The organism is Rhodococcus sp. TAF43, from assembly GCF_052113525.1.
In the GTDB taxonomy this organism is placed as follows: Bacteria; Actinomycetota; Actinomycetes; order Mycobacteriales; family Mycobacteriaceae; genus Prescottella.
On sequence record NZ_JBFRDL010000022.1, the window covers coordinates 108947 to 128006 of the forward strand.

14 protein-coding genes and 2 pseudogenes are annotated in these 19060 nt (G+C 67.1%); 10 read left to right on the top strand and 6 right to left on the bottom strand.

Annotated features, from left to right (window positions below; translation table 11 throughout):
• Positions 1–64 precede the first annotated feature (64 nt).
• Together AB4Z09_RS15580 and AB4Z09_RS15585 are read left to right on the top strand one after the other, a co-directional pair.
• On the top strand, positions 65–1075 hold the full coding sequence (locus AB4Z09_RS15580) for an EamA family transporter (protein WP_174910904.1): 1011 nt from the start codon (positions 65–67) through the stop codon (positions 1073–1075).
• Between the two features lie 88 nt (positions 1076–1163).
• Positions 1164–1292: a hypothetical protein gene (locus AB4Z09_RS15585; RefSeq protein WP_302675457.1), complete on the top strand. Its 129-nt coding sequence runs from the start codon at positions 1164–1166 to the stop codon at positions 1290–1292.
• Between the two features lie 166 nt (positions 1293–1458).
• Here AB4Z09_RS15585 and treY read toward each other — a convergent pair whose 3' ends face one another.
• Together treY and glgX are read right to left on the bottom strand one after the other, a co-directional pair.
• The gene (treY, locus tag AB4Z09_RS15590; RefSeq protein WP_174910901.1) at positions 1459–3837 is read right to left on the bottom strand and encodes a malto-oligosyltrehalose synthase; all 2379 of its coding nucleotides are present in this window, start codon (positions 3835–3837) and stop codon (positions 1459–1461) included.
• On the bottom strand, positions 3834–5942 hold the full coding sequence (gene glgX / locus AB4Z09_RS15595) for a glycogen debranching protein GlgX (protein WP_442240118.1): 2109 nt from the start codon (positions 5940–5942) through the stop codon (positions 3834–3836). Before glgX ends, treY begins: the two co-directional genes overlap by 4 nt.
• A gap of 140 nt (positions 5943–6082) precedes the next feature.
• On the opposite strand from glgX, the gene AB4Z09_RS15600 reads away from it, so the two are divergent.
• The 6 genes and pseudogenes from AB4Z09_RS15600 to AB4Z09_RS15625 all read left to right on the top strand — a co-directional run bounded on the left by AB4Z09_RS15600 (position 6083) and on the right by AB4Z09_RS15625 (position 11047).
• Positions 6083–7954, top strand: coding sequence for a DEAD/DEAH box helicase (locus AB4Z09_RS15600; protein WP_442240119.1), 1872 nt, complete (start codon positions 6083–6085; stop codon positions 7952–7954).
• Positions 7954–8529: a hypothetical protein gene (locus AB4Z09_RS15605; protein ID WP_174910895.1), complete on the top strand. Its 576-nt coding sequence runs from the start codon at positions 7954–7956 to the stop codon at positions 8527–8529. The genes AB4Z09_RS15600 and AB4Z09_RS15605 overlap by 1 nt, the downstream gene beginning before the upstream one ends.
• A gap of 136 nt (positions 8530–8665) precedes the next feature.
• The gene (locus AB4Z09_RS15610) at positions 8666–8761 is read left to right on the top strand and encodes a hypothetical protein (RefSeq protein WP_368077054.1); all 96 of its coding nucleotides are present in this window, start codon (positions 8666–8668) and stop codon (positions 8759–8761) included.
• Positions 8758–9426, top strand: coding sequence for a hypothetical protein (locus AB4Z09_RS15615; RefSeq protein ID WP_442240120.1), 669 nt, complete (start codon positions 8758–8760; stop codon positions 9424–9426). The genes AB4Z09_RS15610 and AB4Z09_RS15615 overlap by 4 nt, the downstream gene beginning before the upstream one ends.
• Complete coding sequence (locus AB4Z09_RS15620; RefSeq protein ID WP_442240121.1) at positions 9387–9857, top strand: hypothetical protein; 471 nt, start codon at positions 9387–9389, stop codon at positions 9855–9857. Before AB4Z09_RS15615 ends, AB4Z09_RS15620 begins: the two co-directional genes overlap by 40 nt.
• A gap of 51 nt (positions 9858–9908) precedes the next feature.
• Positions 9909–11047, top strand: a pseudogene (locus AB4Z09_RS15625) (IS701 family transposase).
• Positions 11048–11214: 167 nt separating this feature from the next.
• On the opposite strand, the gene AB4Z09_RS15630 reads toward AB4Z09_RS15625, so the two are convergent.
• The 4 genes from AB4Z09_RS15630 to AB4Z09_RS15645 form a co-directional block, all read right to left on the bottom strand.
• Positions 11215–11505, bottom strand: a complete 291-nt coding sequence (locus AB4Z09_RS15630; RefSeq protein ID WP_174910892.1) for a WhiB family transcriptional regulator — start codon at positions 11503–11505, stop codon at positions 11215–11217.
• Positions 11506–11600: 95 nt separating this feature from the next.
• On the bottom strand, positions 11601–12728 hold the full coding sequence (locus tag AB4Z09_RS15635) for a nitronate monooxygenase (protein WP_174910889.1): 1128 nt from the start codon (positions 12726–12728) through the stop codon (positions 11601–11603).
• A gap of 36 nt (positions 12729–12764) precedes the next feature.
• A complete protein-coding gene (locus tag AB4Z09_RS15640; RefSeq protein ID WP_174910886.1) occupies positions 12765–15155 on the bottom strand; it encodes an acetyl-CoA acetyltransferase in 2391 nt (796 codons plus the stop codon).
• Positions 15137–17263: an acetate--CoA ligase family protein gene (locus AB4Z09_RS15645; protein ID WP_174910883.1), complete on the bottom strand. Its 2127-nt coding sequence runs from the start codon at positions 17261–17263 to the stop codon at positions 15137–15139. Before AB4Z09_RS15645 ends, AB4Z09_RS15640 begins: the two co-directional genes overlap by 19 nt.
• A gap of 897 nt (positions 17264–18160) precedes the next feature.
• Here AB4Z09_RS15645 and AB4Z09_RS15650 point away from each other — a divergent pair.
• Complete coding sequence (locus tag AB4Z09_RS15650; protein WP_254622539.1) at positions 18161–18727, top strand: TetR/AcrR family transcriptional regulator; 567 nt, start codon at positions 18161–18163, stop codon at positions 18725–18727.
• A 112-nt stretch (positions 18728–18839) separates the two neighbouring features.
• Positions 18840–19060 (top strand): annotated as a pseudogene (locus AB4Z09_RS15655) (IS701 family transposase); the annotation flags it as partial.

Genomic DNA, 19060 nt, shown 5'->3' on the forward strand with positions numbered 1-19060 from the left:
TCGTGAACGATCAGTCCACTTTATTCGCGTGGAGTTTGACGGATGAGTTCGGTTCACTGACGTGATGACGACGATCGAGGCCCGAAGTGCATCGCGGGCCGGAGCCGGGATGGCGCTCTCTGCGATGCTGTGCGTGCAGCTGGGTCTCGCGGCCTCGGTTGCGCTCATCGACCAGGTGGGTGTAGCCGGTGCCGCCTGGCTACGGCTCGCCTGGGCCGGTCTGCTCCTCGTCGCGATCGTTCGACCACGTCCAGAGCAGTTCACTCGCCGCGCATTTCGTTCCGCGGCGGCACTGGGTGTGGCCACTGCCGGCATGACGATGCTGTTCATGGCCGCCGCGTCGCGGATCCCTCTCGGAACTGCGAGTGCACTGGAGTTTCTCGGACCCCTGGGGATCGCGGTGACCCGAACCCGCGGAGTCGGCCGGCTGTGGGCGCTGGTCGCCGGCGGCGGTGTCGTGCTGCTGACGCAACCCTGGAGCGGCCACGTCGATCCGACGGGTGCGGGTTTCGCGCTGGGCGCTGCCGTGTGTTGGGCGGCATACATCTTGCTCACGCAGAAGGTCGGTGACGAGGTGGGCGGCCTTGCCGGCCTGTCCATCTCGATGCCGGTCGCCGGGGTTGTCACGACGTTGGTAGCAGCGCCGGACGTCTTCGCGCGCCTGACACCGCAGCTCGTACTCCTCGGCCTCGGGCTTGCGGTGCTGCTCCCGGTGGTGCCCTATGCGCTGGAGTTGGTTGCGCTGCGCCGCCTCGACGCGGGGACGTTCGGCACACTGATGAGCCTCGAACCTGCGATCGCGGCTCTCATCGGACTCGTGGCGCTACGGCAGATCCCGAATCCCCTGGCCGTACTCGGCATCGGCTTCGTCGTGGCCGCGGGGATCGGTGCGCAACGCGGCGGCGCGAGAGCGCCCGCAGCCCTCGACCCGAGCGGAGAAGCCCCGGGTGACGTGGGCGCGCACACATCCCGCCGCTGCCGGCGTACCCGTCCGCCAGCCGGCGGGGGTGGTCGGCAGGGCGGACGGTACGCTATCAGCGATCAAACGTCTGTCGGGCTCGATGGCTCCGAGTGAGCTCCTCTCACGCGTAGCGCGGCTACTACGTGCTGTAGTACATTTTTGCTTGCGCAACCGCGCAACGACATTCGGATGAGGAGTGGTTATGGGTTCTTCTGATGCAGACCTCGCGTTGATCAAGCAGATTCAGCCTGTCGTGAGTGGTATCGGCGGCGTACTCGCGGGCGTCGGCGCACTGCTCAGCCTGATCGGTGCGCTCGCCACCTTCAGCTGAGAAAAGGTCCGACTTCACGTCTGGTGTTGAAGTAGTAGCGCGCCCCATCCTTGGGGCGTAGGGGTTGCTGAAGGTCGTTGCCACACCCGGCTGGTCGGGTACGGCAGCGGCCTTCAGTGCTGCGACGGCGTCGGGCGCGCACGCGAAGCGGGCAAGACTCGACTCGTCACGGCCGGTCCAGTCGCACCAGCAGTGCCACGGGCAGTCGGTCGAACATCTTCGTCAGCGGAGCAGCCCCGGCATACAGTTCGCCGGTGAGCCGGTCGAACCAGCTTCCGTTCGGTAGTGCGATGCTGGAACTGCCCCAACCGGTTTCGTTGAGTCGCACGCTGTGCCGCGTGGCGAGGACGATGACGTCCGACGCCTGACCGGCCGGGCCGCGAGCAAAGCCGACGAGATGATCGTGGGCGGGTCCGACGCCGAACATGGGGCGGTAGTGGCCTCCGACGAAGCTGTCCGGGCGTTCGCGGCGCAGTCGCAGCGCGGTGCGGGTGACGTGCAACTTCGCGGCACCCGATCCGTCGAGGGGCGGCGTCTCGACGCCGGGGGTGTCCATCGACTGCAGCAGCCTCCGGCGAGGCCGATAGTCCACCGGCCGCCGGTTGTCCGGATCGACCAGCGAGTCCTCCCACAACTCTGTGCCCTGGTAGACGTCCGGGACGCCCGGTCCGCACAGTTGCAGCAGCTTCTGTCCCAACGCGTCGGACCATCCGTGCGGGGCGAGTTGCTGCGCGATCCGGCCGATGCTGCGGCCGACCGGTCCGTCGGCGACCCTGTCGAGCCAGGTGTGCAGCGCGGTCTCGAAGTGCTGGTCGATGTCCGTCCAGGCGGTGCGTAGTCCGGCCTCGCGGGTGGCCTTCTCCGCATACTGGTGGAGTCGTCCCCGCAGGGCGGATGTCGGGACCGATCCGTCCGCCGGCCACACTCCGAACATGTTCTGCCACAGGAAGAGTCCGGTGGTGCCGTCGGGGCTCGGGGTGGACATCTCCCAGTCGGCGACGCAGCGAGCCCACAGTTCCGGAACCTGCGACAGCACCCCGATGCGCGCGCGGACGTCCTCGCCGCGTTTGGTGTCGTGCGTCGACAGTGTCGTCATCGTCCTCGGCCACAGCCGGGCGCGTTCGGCGGCGCGGAGGTGGAACTCAGCGGGGGAGCAGCCGAACCGGCCGGGATCGCCGCCGACCTCCAGCAGTGAGACGAGCCGGGAGGTGCGGTAGAACAGGCAGTCCTCGACCGCCTTGGCGGTCAGTGCGCCGCACACCTGATGGAAGCGGGTGCTCGCTTCGCTGGCCGCATCCGTGAGCGCGCCGGCCAGGGTCGTCAGCGCGGCGGCCCACTCGGGGTGCCGATCGAGTGTCTCCCCGATCATCCGGGGGATCGTGCCCGCCAGTGGTGCGTAGTCGGCGCGATAGACCGGCATGTGGACGAGTACCTCGACGAGCGCATCGCGCAACTGGTCCGGGTTGCAGAAGGTCGGCGAGTCGCGCAGTACCGCCCGCACCAGGCGCCGCACCTCGGGCGCCAACTCGGTGCGCGCGGCACGCCGTCGGAGTTCGATTCCGTTGTCGCGCAGCCAGGCCGCATCGCCGGGTGCCCCCGCACGGTCGGCCAGCGCTGTCAGCGTCGCCTCACCGGCGGGGTCGACGAACACGCCGCCGTACTCGGCGAGGGCGTCGTATCCGGTGGTTCCGTCGATCGGCAGCGTCGGGTCGAGCGGTTCCCCGGCCGCGAGGACCTTCTCGGCGAGCAGCCAACGGTCGGTGCCGATCACCTCCCGCAGGGTGCGCAGGTAGCGGGACGGATCGCTCAGGCCGTCCGGGTGGTCGACGCGGACGCCGTCGACCAGTTCGTCGCGCACCCACGACGCGAACTGGTGGTGCGTCGTGTCGAACACCCGCTGATCCTCCTGTCGGAGCGCGGCGAGGTCGTTGATCGCGAAGAACCTCCGATATCCCACCGCCCCGTCGCGCCAGCCGACGAGCCGATACGCCTGCCGGTCGTGGACCTCGCGGGGGTTGCCGTCCTCGGTGCCGGGAGCGATGGGGAACCGCTGGTCGCCGAGCGCGAGCATCGGGGTGCCCCGGTCGTGGTCGAAACTCAAACCGCCGAGGTCGGATTCATCGGCCAGGACGGGCAGTGCGATTCGCCCGTCCGCCCCGTTGTCCTCGCGCCAGTCGACGTCGAAGAACCGGGCGAACGGCGACCGTCGGCCGTTGGTCAGCACGTCCCACCACCAACGGTTCTCCCGTGGCCGGCCGACGCCGACGTGATTGGGCACCAGATCGACGATCAGCCCCATGTCGCGTTCGGCGAGTTCCGCGGACAGTGCGACCAGTGCCGCCCGCCCCCCGATTTCGGCCGAGACCGTGGTCGGGTCGATGACGTCGTACCCGTGCGTCGATCCGGCGGTGGCGGTGAGGATGGGCGAGAGATACAGGTGGGAGACGCCGAGCCGGTCCAGGTAGTCGGCCAGGCGCCGGGCGTCGTCGAGGGTGAACGCGTCACCGCGCAACTGGAGCCGGTAGGTGGCGGTGATCGGCCTCATGGCATTCGGTCCCGGCGCAGTACCAGCAGGGAGCGGGACGAGACGGCGATGGAGTCACCCGGCGCGACAACGACATCGGTGCCCCCCGTGGGTGCGGTGGTGTCCAGTTCGCCGGTCCATGGGGAGTCGACCTCGCCGTGCGGCACGGTGAACTCGAGGGCGTCGTCGTGGGCGTTGAACAGCAACAGGAAGGAGTCGTCGACCACCCGACGGCCGCGCTGGTCGGGTTCCGGTATCGCGTCTCCGCCGAGATAGACCGCCAGGCCCTTGCCGAACGCGCTGTCCCAGTCCGCGGTGGTCATCTCGCGTCCCGACGGAGTCAACCACGCGATGTCGCGGCTGTGCTCGGCGTCGCGTACCGGGCGGCCCGCGAAGAACCGCCGCCGGCGGAACACGGGGTGCGTCGATCGCAGGGCGCTGACCCGTCGGGTGAACTCGACCAGGTCCGCGTTGGCGTCGAGGAGCGTCCAGTCCATCCACGACAGCGTCGAGTCCTGGCAGTAGACGTTGTTGTTGCCCTGTTGGGTGCGCCCCATCTCGTCGCCGTGGGCGAGCATCGGTGTGCCCTGGCTGAGCAGGAGCGTGGCGAGGATGTTCCGGCGCTGGCGGGCGCGCAGGGCGAGGATTCCGGGGTCGTCGGTGGGGCCCTCGACGCCGCAGTTCCAGGACCGGTTGTGGCTCTCGCCGTCCCGGTTGTCCTCGCCGTTGGCCGCGTTGTGCTTCTCGTCGTAGGACACCAGGTCGGCGAGCGTGAAGCCGTCGTGGGCGGTCACGAAATTGATGCTCGCCCCGGGGCGCCGCCCGGTTGCCTCGTACAGGTCCGACGACCCGGTCAGACGCGAGGCGAACTCACCGAGTGTCGACGGCTGACCGCGCCAGTAGTCGCGCACGGTGTCGCGGTACTTGCCGTTCCACTCGGTCCACAGGCCGGGGAAGTTGCCGACCTGGTAGCCGCCCTCGCCCACGTCCCACGGCTCGGCGATCAGCTTGACCTGACTCACCACCGGATCCTGCTGGACGAGGTCGAAGAACGCGGAAAGCCGGTCCACGTCGTGCAACTCGCGGGCGAGGGTGGACGCGAGGTCGAACCGGAAGCCGTCGACGTGCATCTCGGTGACCCAGTACCGCAGCGAATCCATGATCAGCTGCAGGGTGTGCGGATGCCGGGCACCCAGACTGTTCCCGGTGCCGGTGTAGTCCTTGTAGAGTTCGGGGTCCTCGTCGTCGAGCCGGTAGTAGGCGGCGTTGTCGATGCCGCGGAACGCGATGGTGGGCCCGCGGTGATCACCCTCCGCGGTGTGGTTGTAGACGACGTCGAGGATGACCTCGATGCCTGCCTCGTGGAAGGTGCGCACCATCGCCTTGAACTCGGTGACGACACCGCTCGGCTTCGTCACCGACGAATACTCGGCGTGCGGGGCGAGGAACCCGAAGGTGTTGTAGCCCCAGTAGTTCCGCAGGCCCTGGTCCAGCAGGATCTGGTCGTGCATGAACTGGTGGACCGGCATCAGCTCGACCGCGGTGACTCCCAACGAGCGCAAGTGCTCGATGACCGCCGGATGGGCCAGCCCGGCGTACGTGCCGCGCAGTTCCTCCGGCACCTCCGGGTGCGTCGCGGTCATCCCCTTGACGTGGGTCTCGTAGATGAGGGTCTCGTGATACGGCGTCCGCGGCGGCCGGTCCGCGGCCCAGTCGAAGTACGGGTTGATCACGACGGTGGTCATGGTGTGCCCCAACGTGTCCTCGCCGAACGTGTACAGCGACGAATCTCCGTCGAAGGCTCCGTCGAACGCCTTGCCGTACGGGTCCAGCAGCAGCTTCGACGGATCGCACCGCAGACCCGCCGCCGGGTCGTGTGGCCCGTGGACCCGGAAGCCGTAGCGCTGACCGGGGGTGACCGTGGGCAGGTACGCGTGCCACACGTACCCGTCAACCTCGTCGAGCGGGATGCGGGTCTCGGTCCCGTCTCGCGCAATCAGGCACAGTTCGACCGCGTCGGCCACCTCGGAGAAGAGCGAGAAGTTGGTGCCGCCACCGTCGTAGGTCGCGCCCAGTGGATACGCACTGCCCGGCCACACGTCCAACGAGGCGTCGCTGCGTTCCATGCTGCAGAACCCTAGCCGGAACGGCCTCGAGGCACCGCAAACCTGCGGCCGTCAATGTTGGGAAAACCACACCTGAACTGCGAACTTCCGGGCCGATTCCGATGGCGGCGGAGGCCCCTGCGGCGCTAGTCTCGGCGGACATGGACGAGTCGAGCGTGAATCCCGGACGGCTGCAGGCCACCTTCGATCCCGCGCTCGGGACGCTCGTGTGGTGGGGTGTCGACGACGTCGAGGCGGCGCTGGCGGACAACGGACTACCGGCGGGGCGGCCCACGACGTGCCGGCTCGCGGTGCCCGTCGACGGCACGAGGGTGGAACCACGCACGGTGGAGGCGCGGGCGGTGGACCTGCCGGCCGTGTTGCCCGCCCTCCGCGGGTTGCGGCCCGAACACGAAGGGCTCGGCGTGTCGGTGTCGGTGTGGCGCGAGGCCGCCCGGTTGTCCGGACGGGGCGATGCGGCCTGTACCGAACTGGCCGACGCGATGCCGGTGGCCGCACACGCGACCCTCGACGCGGGGGAGTCGGCTGTCCCGTCGGCGGCGGTGTCGCTCCGTCAGTTCCTCGACGCCGCCGCGCTCGTCGGCGATCTGGAGACGGCCGGGATCCAGGCGACCCTGCGCCCCTATCAGATTCACGGTGTGGGCTGGCTCCGGGCGTTGGCGGGCGAGGGCGGCGGGATCCTCGCGGACGAGATGGGCCTCGGCAAGACGCTGCAGGCCGTCGCCCTGCTCGCGATGCGTGCGGACGCGGGCCCGCATCTGGTGGTGTGCCCGACATCGGTGATCGGCAACTGGCGTCGTGAACTGGGTCGCTTCGTACCGGACCTGCCGGTGGTGGTCTTCCACGGTGCGAACCGCGCACTGCCGGTGACGCTCCCGAACAGAACGGTGATGCTGACCAGCTACACCGTCCTGCGGTCCGACGCCGACGCGTTGTCCGACGTCGCCTGGGACTCGGTGGTTTTCGACGAAGCCCAGCAGATCAAGAATCCGGCCGCGCAGGCAGCCAAGGCCGCGGCTCGGCTGCCGGCGACGCTGAAGGTGGCGATGACCGGCACTCCGGTCGAGAACCGGCTCGAGGAGCTGTGGTCGCTGCTCCACGTCACCAATCCGGGGGTCCTCGGGACCCGGGCTCGGTTCCGTCAGCGGTTCGCGACCCCGATCGAGTCCGGCCGGTCGCGGACCGCCGCGCAACGGCTCAACGCCGTGATCGCCCCGTACGTTCTGCGCCGTACCAAGGCGCAGGTCGCGACCGACCTGCCGCCGAAGCAGTACTCGACGGTCGCGTGCACGTTGACCGACGAGCAGTCCCGGCTCTATCGCGCCGCCGTCGAGAGTGCGTTCGCCGACGGCCTGGGCAGCGGCATCGCGCGCCACGGCAACGTGCTCGCGCTGCTCACCAGGCTCAAACAGGTGTGCAATCACCCCGCGCAGCTGACCGGAGCGGACGACCGGGACCTGGTGGGGCGTTCCGGAAAGTTCGATCGGGCAACCGAAATGCTCGCCGAGATCGTCGCGGACGGCGACCGGGCACTGGTGTTCACGCAGTACCGGACGATGGGTGAGTTGCTGTCCGCGCACCTGAGCTCGGAACTCGGCCTGGGCACGGTGCCGTTCCTGCACGGGGGCCTCGGCGCGGAGCGCCGCGACGAACTCGTCGAGACCTTCCAGTCCTCGCCCGACGGGCCGCCGATTCTGATTCTCAGTCTCCGCGCCGCCGGGTTCGGACTCAATCTCACCCGGGCCAGTCATGTGCTGCACTATGACCGCTGGTGGAACCCCGCCGTGGAGGACCAGGCCACCGACCGGGCGCACCGGATCGGGCAGCGCCGCACCGTCAATGTGCATACCCTCGTCACCGGGGGGACGATCGAGGACCACATCGCCGCGATGCATCACTCGAAACGAGCCGTCGCCGAATCTGTTTCGGGGAACCCGGAGGCGGTGCTCGCCAAGCTGCCCGACGCCGAACTGCGCGCCCTGCTGGACCTCGATACGCTCGGAGTGAACTGATGGCCATCAAGCTCGGTGTCACCGCGTGGGGCCGCGCGTGGCTCCGCACCATCGAGTCGACCACCGCGGCGTCGCCGAACTCGCTGCTGCCGCGGGCCCGTATGTTGTCCGGTAACGGCTCCGTCGTTCTCACTGTCGCCGAGGCCGGCCGGATCCGCGCGGACGTGACCGTCCGCGGCAAGGCCTTCCCGGTCGGGATCGACGTACCGCTGTGGGACAGGCGCGAGTCCGCCACTGTTCGCGCCACGGTCGCTCGCGCCGGCGCCGACGACCGCCGGGTCGCGGCGGGGGAACTGCCCGACGGTCTGGTCGCCGAGTTGGTCGACAAGGGCATCTCGTTGACCGGCGATGTCGCCGATCACGCCGGTACCTGCGCGTGCACGGGGCGCCGGAAGCCGTGCCTCCACCATCTCGCGGCCATCTACCAATTGGTGCAACGGATCGACGAGGAGCCCGCTCTCGCGGTCGCCCTGCGGGAACGCCGATCCGCGACCGCCGCACGTTCCGCCGAGGGTTCGTCGTCGGACTGGATACCGCTGTCCCGGATCGACGTCGCACGGTACTACGGCGTCTGACCGAGAGCCGGTACTGCTCCCGCGCCTGTGCGGGTCGCACAACGGAGCGGGATCGGCTGGGGTCCTGACACGACGACGCCGCTTCGACGCCGGTGACACTGCCTGGGTCCTGATCTGTGCCGCCCTCGTGCTGTTCATGGTTCCGGGGCTGGCGTTCTTCTATGCCGGAATGGTCAAGAGCCGCAACACCCTTGTGATGCTTCAGCAGAACATCGTCCGCTCGGGGTGGTGACCGTTGTCTGGATCCTCATCGGACACAGCATCGCGTTCAACCGTGATGCCGGGCTGTTCAACCCCGAGGGCTGGCTCGCGAGTAGGGGAGCGCAGGACTGGGCCGGTGGCATGGTGGTCCACGCGTCTGCCGGTGCCGCGGCGTTGGCCATCCTCGTCGTGGTCGGCCGGAGGGCGGGTTGGCCGGACAGCGAGACGGTGCCGTACTCGGTGCCTCTGACGATGGTCGGCGCGGGAATCCTGTGGTTCGGCTGGTTCGGGTTCAATGCGGGGGACGGTCTGCAGGCGAACGGTGTCGCGCCTCAGGCGTTGTTGAACACCCATGTCGCCGCGGCCGCCGGGCTGGTCATCTGGCTGATTCTCGAGTGGTTCCGGCAAGGCAGGGCCACCGTGCTCGGCGCGGCCACCGGCGCGGTGGCGGGCCTGGCCTGCCAGCTCGCGCTGCGGCTCAAGGTGTGGTTCCGCTTCGGCGACGCGCTCGACGTCGTCGCGGTGCACTTCGTGGGTGGTGTGCTGGGCTCGCTGCTGCTGGGCCTGTTCGCGAAGAAGGCCGTCAACACGATCGGCTCCGACGGCGTGTTCTTCGGCGGTGGCTTCTCGCTGCTCGGCAATCAGGCACTGGCGTCGTGGCAGTCGTCGCGTTCTCGTTCGTCGTCACGTTGCTGATCGCGTTCGCCGCGGAGAAGACCGTCGGGCTGCGACTCCCGCCGGACGAGGAGTTCGGGCTCGACCGACGACGCCAGGGGATGGACGCCTACCAGTTCGCGCCGTCTTTCGTGGTGGGTGCGGGACTCGCCTCGGGCGCAGTCGACGAACCGCCGCCGACACCGACCAGGATCGCTCAGACCGACCCGGGTGACCGCTACCGCCTGGTCACCGTCCTGGTCCGGGCCCTCGATGCGAGTCGACTCGAGCGCGCCCTGCGCGACGCCGGTGCGCGGTCGATCGTCGTGTCCGAGGTCCACGCCCCGGCCACGCATCCCGACTCGGTGGTGATGCGTAACCGGTGTGGGCCGCGGAGATCCGGAATGGACGGAGATGGTGGGTTTTCCGAAATGTGCCGTCCGCCGGGATCGAACCGTCTCGTCGACGCCTAGTACTGCAACGACATTTTGTGACCAATGGTGTTCCTGTGGTAATTGATCGTGGTGCAATCTGAGGTACTGGAGTGGTCGGCGGGGTTCACGGCGTTCTGTGCGCGGTTCGCGTCCCGGTTTAGTCGGGTGGAGTCGCGGCGGCGGATGGGTGCGTACGTGCGCGGATTGCTCGGTGAGATCGAGCGGAAGAATGGCTGGACTTTGGCCGAGGCTGCCGGTGACAGCGGCCCGGAGGGCATGCAGCGGTTGCTGAATTTCTACTCCTGGGACTGTGACGGGTTGCGCGATGACGTGCGTGAGGTCGTGGTCGAGACGATCGGCGACGCCGACGCCGGCGTGTTGATCGTCGATGAAACAGGCTTCTTGAAGAAGGGAACTCGTTCTGCCGGGGTGGCGCGGCAGTACTCGGGCACGGCCGGGCGGGTCGAGAACTCACAGGTCGGGGTGTTCCTCGCCTATGCCTCCGACCGGGGTCGTGCGTTGATCGATCGGGAGTTGTACCTGCCGAAGGCCTGGACCGAGGATCGGGAGCGGTGTCGCGCCGCCGGGATCGGCGACGACGTGGAATTCGCGACCAAACCCGAACTGGCGCAGTCGATGATCGAGCGCGCCCTCGACTCCGGGGTGCCGTTCGGGTGGCTGACCGGTGACGAGGCCTACGGGCAGGTTGGCAAAATCCGGCTGTGGCTCGAATCCCGTGGTGTGGCACATGTTCTCGCTGTACCGAAGTCGCAGATGGTGATCTCGATGGAGCTGCGGCAGCGCCGCGCCCATGCCGTTGTCGCGGAACTACCGGAGACCGCATGGCAGCGGATCAACTGCGGCGACGGCGCCCATGGCCCCAGGCTCTACGACCGGGCGGTGGTGGACATCCGGCCGTTGCGCGAGGCCGGCCGCGGCCATTGGCTGTTGGCCCGCCGCTCGATCGGCAACCCGGACGAGATCGCCTACTACATCTGCTACGGCCCCGCCGACACCCCGCCGCCGAACTGGTGCGGGTGGCCGGCAGTCGCTGGGCGATCGAGGAGTGCTTCCAGGCCGCCAAGAACGAGACGGGGCTCGACCACTACCAGGTCCGCGGGTACCCGGCCTGGTACCGGCACATCACCTTGTCGATAGCCGCGGCCGCGTTCTTGACGATCCTGCGCCGAGACGCTCAAAAGGATCTCCAGCGGGTCCCGGAACGCTAATTCCTCTGACGATCAACGAGATTCGACGCCTCTTCAATCGTGTTGCTTGTCCTGTGCGACACACTCTCATCCACGTATGGCACTGGTCGAACTTGGCGCCGCGTCAGCCAAGCCAGAGCCCGTGTCAGTCACTACAAACGTCGACATCACAAACTGTCGTTGCAGTACTAGACCTCGATGGTCTCAGTTCGCGATCGTGGCGCGTACTCCCAGCGCCGGCGACTGCGTTCATTGGGATTGAGTCCTCCCCAGATACCGTGCGGTTCGTTCGCTGTGACGGCGTAGGCCCGGCACTCGTCGAGCACCAGGCACGAGTTGCACAGCGATTTTGCCGTCGCTTCGGAGTCTGAGTCGTCGCGGTAGAAGATGCTGGCGTCGACTTCACGGCAGCGGGCGGTCAGCTGCCAATCCCAATGCGCGACGGACGGCGAGGGCAGCTGGAGGGGTCGTTCTAACATGCTCTCTCGATCGGACGTTTGGATGCTTGCAGCATGGTGGGCCCAACCGAGAGCCGTGTGTTGGCTCTCAGCCGGGCCCGCAGCGCGTGCTGTTGTCAGTCCCCCAGCGAGTTCGCCAGGCGTTCGGTCGCCTCGAGGTAGTCCTCCGCGAAATCGAGCACCACCTCACGGGTCGGCTTGACCTTGTTCATCAGCCCGACGCCTTGGCCAACCCAGTATGTCGCCAGATCCTGAGCACCCTTGTCGCCCTTCTCCGCCAGACCGTCGATCCGGCGCAGATTTCCCTCACTGAGGAGGGTCTGCAACGGCATCGGCAGCGGATCTGGGCTCCCCGGTGCCGACCAGGCCTCCGTCCATGCCGACTTGAGCTGGCGTGACGGCTTCCCGGTGCGCGCCCGCGAGCGGACCGTGTCTCGTGAGGACGCCGCGATCATCTTCTCGACCGTGTAGGGAGCGGTTTCGGCCTCGGGGGTGGTGAGCCAGACGGATCCTGTCCAGGCGCCCGCAGCGCCGAGTGCGACTGCGGCAGCCATCTGACGGCCGGTGACGATGCCACCGGCGGCGAGGACGGGCACTTCCCGGATCGGTTTGATCGCCTCGATGACCTCGGGGATCAGGACCATGGTCGTGACTTCGCCGCAGTGCCCGCCAGCTTCGGTTCCTTGGGCGATGAGGATGTCGACCCCTGCCTTAACCTGACGGATCGCGTGTTCCTTCGCGCCGACCAGAGCGGCGACGGGGATTCCAGCTTCCTTGGCGCGGTCGATCATGTACTGGGGCGGCACGCCAAGTGCGTTGGCGATCAGCTTGATCGGGTGCCGCAGTGCCACCTCAAGAAGCTTCTCGCCCTCCTCGACCTGATTCGGGGCGAAGATCATCGCGACCACCTGCTCGCGGGCCGCCTCGATACCGTGGTCGGTGAGCAATTTGGTGACGAAATCAGTGTGCTCATCGGGCACGAGCGCCAGCAAATCTGCAGCCTCGAGGTGCTGCCCCTTGCCTTCGAATTTCTCGGGAACGACGATGTCGGCACCGTAAGGCTTGCCGTTGACATGGTCGTCGATCCAGGCCAGCTCTTCTTCGAGCTGTTCTGGGGTATGTGAGGAGGCTCCAAGGACACCGAAGCCGCCAGCGTTCGTGACGGCGGCGACGACGTCGCGACAGTGGCTAAACGCGAGCAGCGGGATCTCGATATCGAGAAGCTCGCAGATGGGGGTCTTCATGACGGTGCTCCAGTTCTGTTGGGGGAGTTGGGGAAGCTAGCGGTTGCGCCACTCCGGTGGGCGCTTCTGCGCGAAAGCGGTGAGGCCTTCGCGCATGTCCTCGCTGGTCATCAGGTCGTCGACGGCTGTGGTGCGGGCGTTCACGGCGTCGATCACATCGGCGATGCCCTGGGCCTGCTCCATCACCTCGAGTGAAAGTCGCACGGAGGTAGGGGAGTTGACGATGATCGCCTCGGCGAGTTCCCTTGCGACGTCCAGTGCCTTGCCCTCGGGTGCGACCCGGTTGGCGAGGCCGTGACCGAGCGCTTCCTGGGCACCCATCCGGCGTCCGGTGAGGATGAGCTCGTTCGCCAGCTTGGGGGGAAGCATCCGGGGCAGGCGGACTGCACCGCCAGCGCCAGCGAACAGTCCGACCTTGACCTCGCTGAGGGCGAGTTGCGCGCTCTCGTCGACTACGACGAGGTGACAGGCGAGGGCGGTTTCGAGTCCACCGCCCATGGCGAAGCCGTTGACGGCGGCGATAACCGGCTTGTTCATGCCGCGGCGGCTGGTCAGCCCGGCGAACCCGCTCTTGGGCACGTAGTTCGGTTTCCCGCTCGCCGAGTAGATCAGGTCGTTGCCGGCGCTGAACGCCTGGTCGCCGGCACCGGTGATGATCGCCACCCACAGATCCGGATCGGCGAAGTACGCGTCGAAGATCTCGGACAGTTCCTCGTGCGCGGGCGGGAACAGGGCGTTGCGGGCTTGAGGCCGGTTGATGGTGATCTCGAGCCGGTGTCCTTCGCGGTGGACGAGGACGTGTTCGTAGCCCTCGCGCAACACTGGCACTGTGGGTGGGTGCAGTTCATTCATCCGCATCTCGGTGGTGGTGACGCGGTTGCCATAGCCGAACGAGCGCACGTAGAACCGCTGTCCGATCGGTTCCGGAGAATTCAGCAGTGCGAGGATGCCGTCGTCACCGTCGATGCCGCTGGCGATGAACCGCTCCCCGGTGCTCTCGAGTCTTCCGATGGCGATGCCGGTGTGGTCACCGTTGCGGTCGTACTTGACGGTGCAGGTCTCGATGGTTGCCCAGCCGTCGGCGTGGTTGGTGAGCGGCACGGTCGGCCAGGCGTCGATCTCGGCCTGAAGTTCGGTGGAGCGGTCCTCGCGCCACCCGGTGGGATGGGTGGAGTAGATCCCAACCGAGTACTTCGACAGGAGGCCGCCATTGGCGCCGACGAACCCGAACGAGCCGGGTTCCTTGCGGCACCGGTCGACGGTTTCGGCGATCGCGTGCATCGAGTAGTTGTTTCCCGCGCCGCCGAAGAACGGCAGGCCGCCGGTCAGGGTCAGCCCACGCGGATCATCGGAGGACAGGCCGAGTCCGTCGGCCACGTTGGACACCGCGATCGGGAAGCAGCTGTAGAGGTCGATCGTGGCCAGCTCGGCGACGTCGATACCCGCGACCTCGAGCGCATGCGTGCTCGCCATGACGGCGGCCGGGCTGCGACTGAGATCCTGCCGGTCGAACAGGTCGCGTTCGCGCAGGTCGGCGTGACCGTGCAGGAACACCCATCGATCCTCCTGCACACCGAGTTCCCGGGCGGCGGCAACCGACATGAGCACCACCGCGGCACCCTGGTTCACCTGATCGCGCGCGACGACGAACCGCGTGTAAGGGTCGGCGATCGGTCGGTTGCGTTCGGTGGGTGTGACCAGCTCGGCCGCGGTGCGTTCGGTCGGTGCCGCCGAGTGCGGGTTGCTCGCCGCGACCCGGGTGAACGGTGCGAACAGCTTGCCCATACCGCAGGCGTACTCGTCCCGTGTCTGTCCGAGTCGGGCGCGGCGGGCGTTTTCGAACAGTGCGTACTGGCTCGGAGCGTCGGTCAGGCCGTGGTTGACTGCGGACATCGGCATCAGTCCCTCGAGACCGTACCCGCGGTCCTCAAGGCCTCCGTCGACGGTCTCAGTGAAGTCCGGCTTGTTCTCAGTCTTGGCTAGATGTCGGACGGTCGAGATCGCCTCGGACCCAAAAACCACTGCAACAGAGCTGTCACCGGACACTATCGCGCGAGCCAGCTCGGTCACCAGATGCTGGGGCCCTTGACCGCCGGAGACTTCAAGGATCGCACGCGACGGGTTGGCAGCGACACGATGGGCGACAGAACGGGGATAGTTGTTCGACTTCCCGAACGGGGCGGGGGCACCGGGTGTGGACGTTTCGAACTGGCGGATTCCGGCCACGGTGTCAATTGCGGCGGCAACGGCGTTGGTGTCGGCTCCGGTGTCGGTGAGCGCAGCCGAAACAGCGCCGGCAGCAAGGTCGACGGCCGACAGGCCACGGTATTCGGGGGCGTCAACCCGCTCGGTGAACTGGCCGACGCCGACGACGACGGGGGTACGGGGGTCGAGAGAGTGAGGCGTGCTCACGCCTGGTCCTTCCATTCCACAACAGCGTCGAGTGCTTCGATCTCGGAGCCGTTGACGCGCAGGGGGTTGATTTCGAGGGAGACGAGGTCAGGTCCGAGGGCAACTGCGAGGTCGCCGACACGAGAGATGACCTCGGCGAGACGGTCGCGGTTGGCGGCCGCTCCTCCGCGGACGCCGTCGAGGACTGTCGAGCCGCGCAGTTGGTCGAGCAGCTGCCGGGCCCGGTCTGGAGTCACCGGCAGCGGAGTAAGCACGGAGTCTGAGAGGACCTCTACGAAGATTCCACCGAGCCCGACCGCGAGTATCGGACCCCACTGGGGATCCCGAACGACGCCAACAAGCAGTTCGGTTGCCGGTGGTCGCATCGGGGAGATGAGGACACCTTCCACGCGGGCTCCCGGCACTGCGGCCGCGGAGGCGTGGACGGCGTCGAATGCTGCCCGGACGTCGTCGGCGCCGGAGACGTTCAAACGGACGCCGCCGATGTCGCTTTTGTGCAGGATGTCCGGGGAGGCGATCTTGAGCACTACGGCCGCCCCGGCCGCGGCAGCCGCGACAACTGCCTCGTCTGCAGTGGTTACCAGCGTTGCAGGAACGACCGGCACACCCGCGTCGGCCAGCAAGCCGCGAGCGGTCGACTCCGACCACTTGCCCCGGCGGGCACTGCTGTCTGGGACCGCGACATCGGCAGGGGCGTGGGAGGCAGAGGAGGTGATCTCCTGAACCCGATGCGACCAGGTCACCACGTTCTGCAGCGCGACGACACCGGCCTGTATGCCCGGAACTACCACCGGCACATTGCCATCCGTCATGATCTTGCGCGTGTAGTCGGTATTGGGCTGCAGAACCTGGTTCACGAACACGGCGGGGACCTCGGCCTGAGCGATGCCGTTGCCAATGCTGGAGATCAACGCCTCGGCTGGGGAAGGGCCGTCGTTTTCCCACGGAATCGAGCTGACGACAGCGACCACACCGATCGAGGGATCCTTCGACAATGCCACGATGGACTTGGTGAAGATGCTCGGATCGATGACAGCGGCGCCCGTGACATCAAGTGGGTTCTGGATCGTGCCGTAGGCAGCGAAGAATTCTTCTATCGTCGACCGCGTCTGGGGCGCAAGCTCCGGCAGGAGGGCGCCCCGATCCTGAGCGCGGTCGGCAATGATGTCGCACGCGCCACCAGAGATGGACGCTACACCGATGCCGGGTCGGTCCAACAGTCCGACATGAGCCGCGACCTGGGCGGTGACCATCATGTCTTCGATCGAGTCGACTCGGATGACGCCGAACTCGCGGAACAAGGCGTCGATGACCTTGTCGTCGCCGACGAGGGCGCCGGTGTGTGCGGCCGCGGTGCGGGCAGACAGCTCGCTGCTGCCGGCCTTGAGGATCACGATCGCCTTGCCCCTTGCGGCCGCCTTCAGCGCCGCACGCCGGAATGTCTCGGGATCGCGGATCGTCTCCATGAATATCGCGATCGCCTTGGTCGACTCGTCCTCGACGAGGAAGTCGAGGACGTGGCCCACGGTGATCATCGCCTCGTTGCCCAAGGTGACCATGTAGGACAGGTCCGCGCCGATCATGGCTGCGAAGTCGGCCATCGCCGAGGAACTGGCACCGCTCTGCGACAGCAGCCCGATCGACCCCGGCGATCGCTGCGTGACCGGAATGGAGGTCGCCGTGACGCCGTCGACGAAGTTGGTGAAGCCGAGCATGTTCGGGCCCAACAGCGCCATGTCCAGCGACTCTGCATGGGCGAGGAGTTCGGCCTCGGCCTTACGCCCGTCCGCGCCGGCTTCAGCGTAGCCGGACGACAGGATCACCGCGTTGCGCACGCCAGCGGCGTGCGCATCGGTCAGCGCGTCCAGGGTGCCAGCCTGCGGCACCATCATGTACGCCAGATCCACCGGGACAGGTATCTCGGTGCAGGAGGTGTAGGTCTGCTGACCGTGGGTCTCGGCGCCCCGCTTATTGACCAAATATGTGCGGTCACCGAATCCGTATTGGACAAGGTTGTGATATGCGACGAGTGAGAAGTTGGACTTGTTCGAGGCTCCGACGAGAGCGACGTTGCGTGGCCGGAAAAGAGCCGTGAGCCGCTCCGGCGTAATCGCAGTAGGCATGAATGCTCCTGGTTGAAGGGTGTTTCGGATTAGCGGGGGAGTCCGCGGCCGCGGGGATGAGGCCGCGCCGGATCTCGTTGGTACCGCCGCCGACGACGTACATGATCGACAGGCGTAGACATTTCTTGAGTGCGTCCCGGCGGGCGCCGGGAACGGACGGACGGGCCCATGACCGCGTTGGGTCCGAGGATGTCGAGCATCGCTTGACGATCGCCTCGTTGAGGGAATCTGAGCCTTCTGCGATCTGGGATTCGGCTTCGTCGTAGCTGACAGTCGACCAGTCCGGCTTGGTGAKGCCGTCGATCTCGGTGCGGCCGGTGGTGAGATGCAGTGCCGCAGTTCCGGACTCCGAGTAGTGGAAAAGTCAATGGGTGGCGGCCTCGCCTGCCTCGACGAGCCGGTCCGGAGCCTCCGTCGAGACCAGTGTGACTTTCCAGGAACCATCCGTGCTGTGGGCGGCGACCACACTGTCCGGGCCCCACAGTCGAGCGGCGATGAATCCGTCGGTGAGGGGGAGTGGGAAGACCGCCTTCCCGAGTTCGCTGGCCGCTGCGATGAGCGCGGAGCGTGCCTACTAGTCGAACCAGCCGCCCCCGCCCGCGGCCGCCCAAATTTGATCGAGATCGCTGGTGTCGACGGAAGGTGGCAGTACCCCACCGGCGTGCGAGAAGACCGGCGCCGTTGGTCTGGAGGTCCTGGATTTCCGAACGGTTCACAATCGATCCACACCCTTTACTGAGCTGAGGATGACTAGATATGTCGAGCGTCACAATACATAGACACTCACTGTTCGGCAATGGGTGGCGGGCGGCCGTAGACTGGGTCCTCATGACCACTACCTCACGGGCACTGACGGAGCCCACGGGATCGGGCGCAGGGCGTCCTCGGGATCCCAATGTGGACCGCCGGGTCTTCGACGCTGCACTGGAGGTCTTCGGTGAATTCGGCTGGAAGGGGTTCAGTGTCGTCGCTGTGGCCAAGAAGGCGGGCGTGGCCAGGGCTTCGATCTATCTGCGATGGCCAAACAGCACTGACCTGTTAATCGACGCGGTCCATTCCCGCGTCAGGGTGGTCGCTGACCGGGCATTCGACGACGTGCGCACCGAACTCCTGTCTTTGGCCAACCAGCTGTTGCGGCTGCACGTCGCGGACTCCGGCCGCTCGACGGTGCGCCTGATGCTCGAGGCGCCCCTGGTCCCCGGTTTGAAAGAGTATTGGGACGAGGTGAACTCGTCTCAGACCGTCGCCGCCCGCGCCATCGTGGCCCGCGCCATCGAACGAGGCGAACTGCCCCAGGATACTTCGGCCACCTTGCTGCTTGACACCTTGTGCGGGGCCGCCATGATGCATGTCCAGGCCGTCCCTAGCCACCTACGTGAACTGCAACTCGCCAACCTCGATGCGTACGCGGAGCGGTTGGTCGACTTCGTGCTTGCCGCGGCGCGGTCCGTCACTGGTGAATGAGGACCGAGCCCGCGGTATAAGCGTCGGTCTAGGACGCAATATCCGTCAGGGCGCGGCCTTTCGTCCTAGTACTGCAACGGCACTTGCTTGACAGGTGATCGATACTTGTCGAGTGGTTGTCGATGTGGTTGCTGCGGAGCTGGATACGTTGCATGAGCGGGTATCTGGCCGGTTTGCGCGGGCAGAGCCACGCAGCCGGGTGCGTGAGTATGTCTCGGGTTTGGTTGCGGGTCTGGAACGGAAGAACGGGTGGACGCTGGCCGAGCGCGCCGGTGAGGTGAGCCCGGACGGGATGCAGCGGTTGCTGCGGCGGGCGGACTGGGACGTCGACGG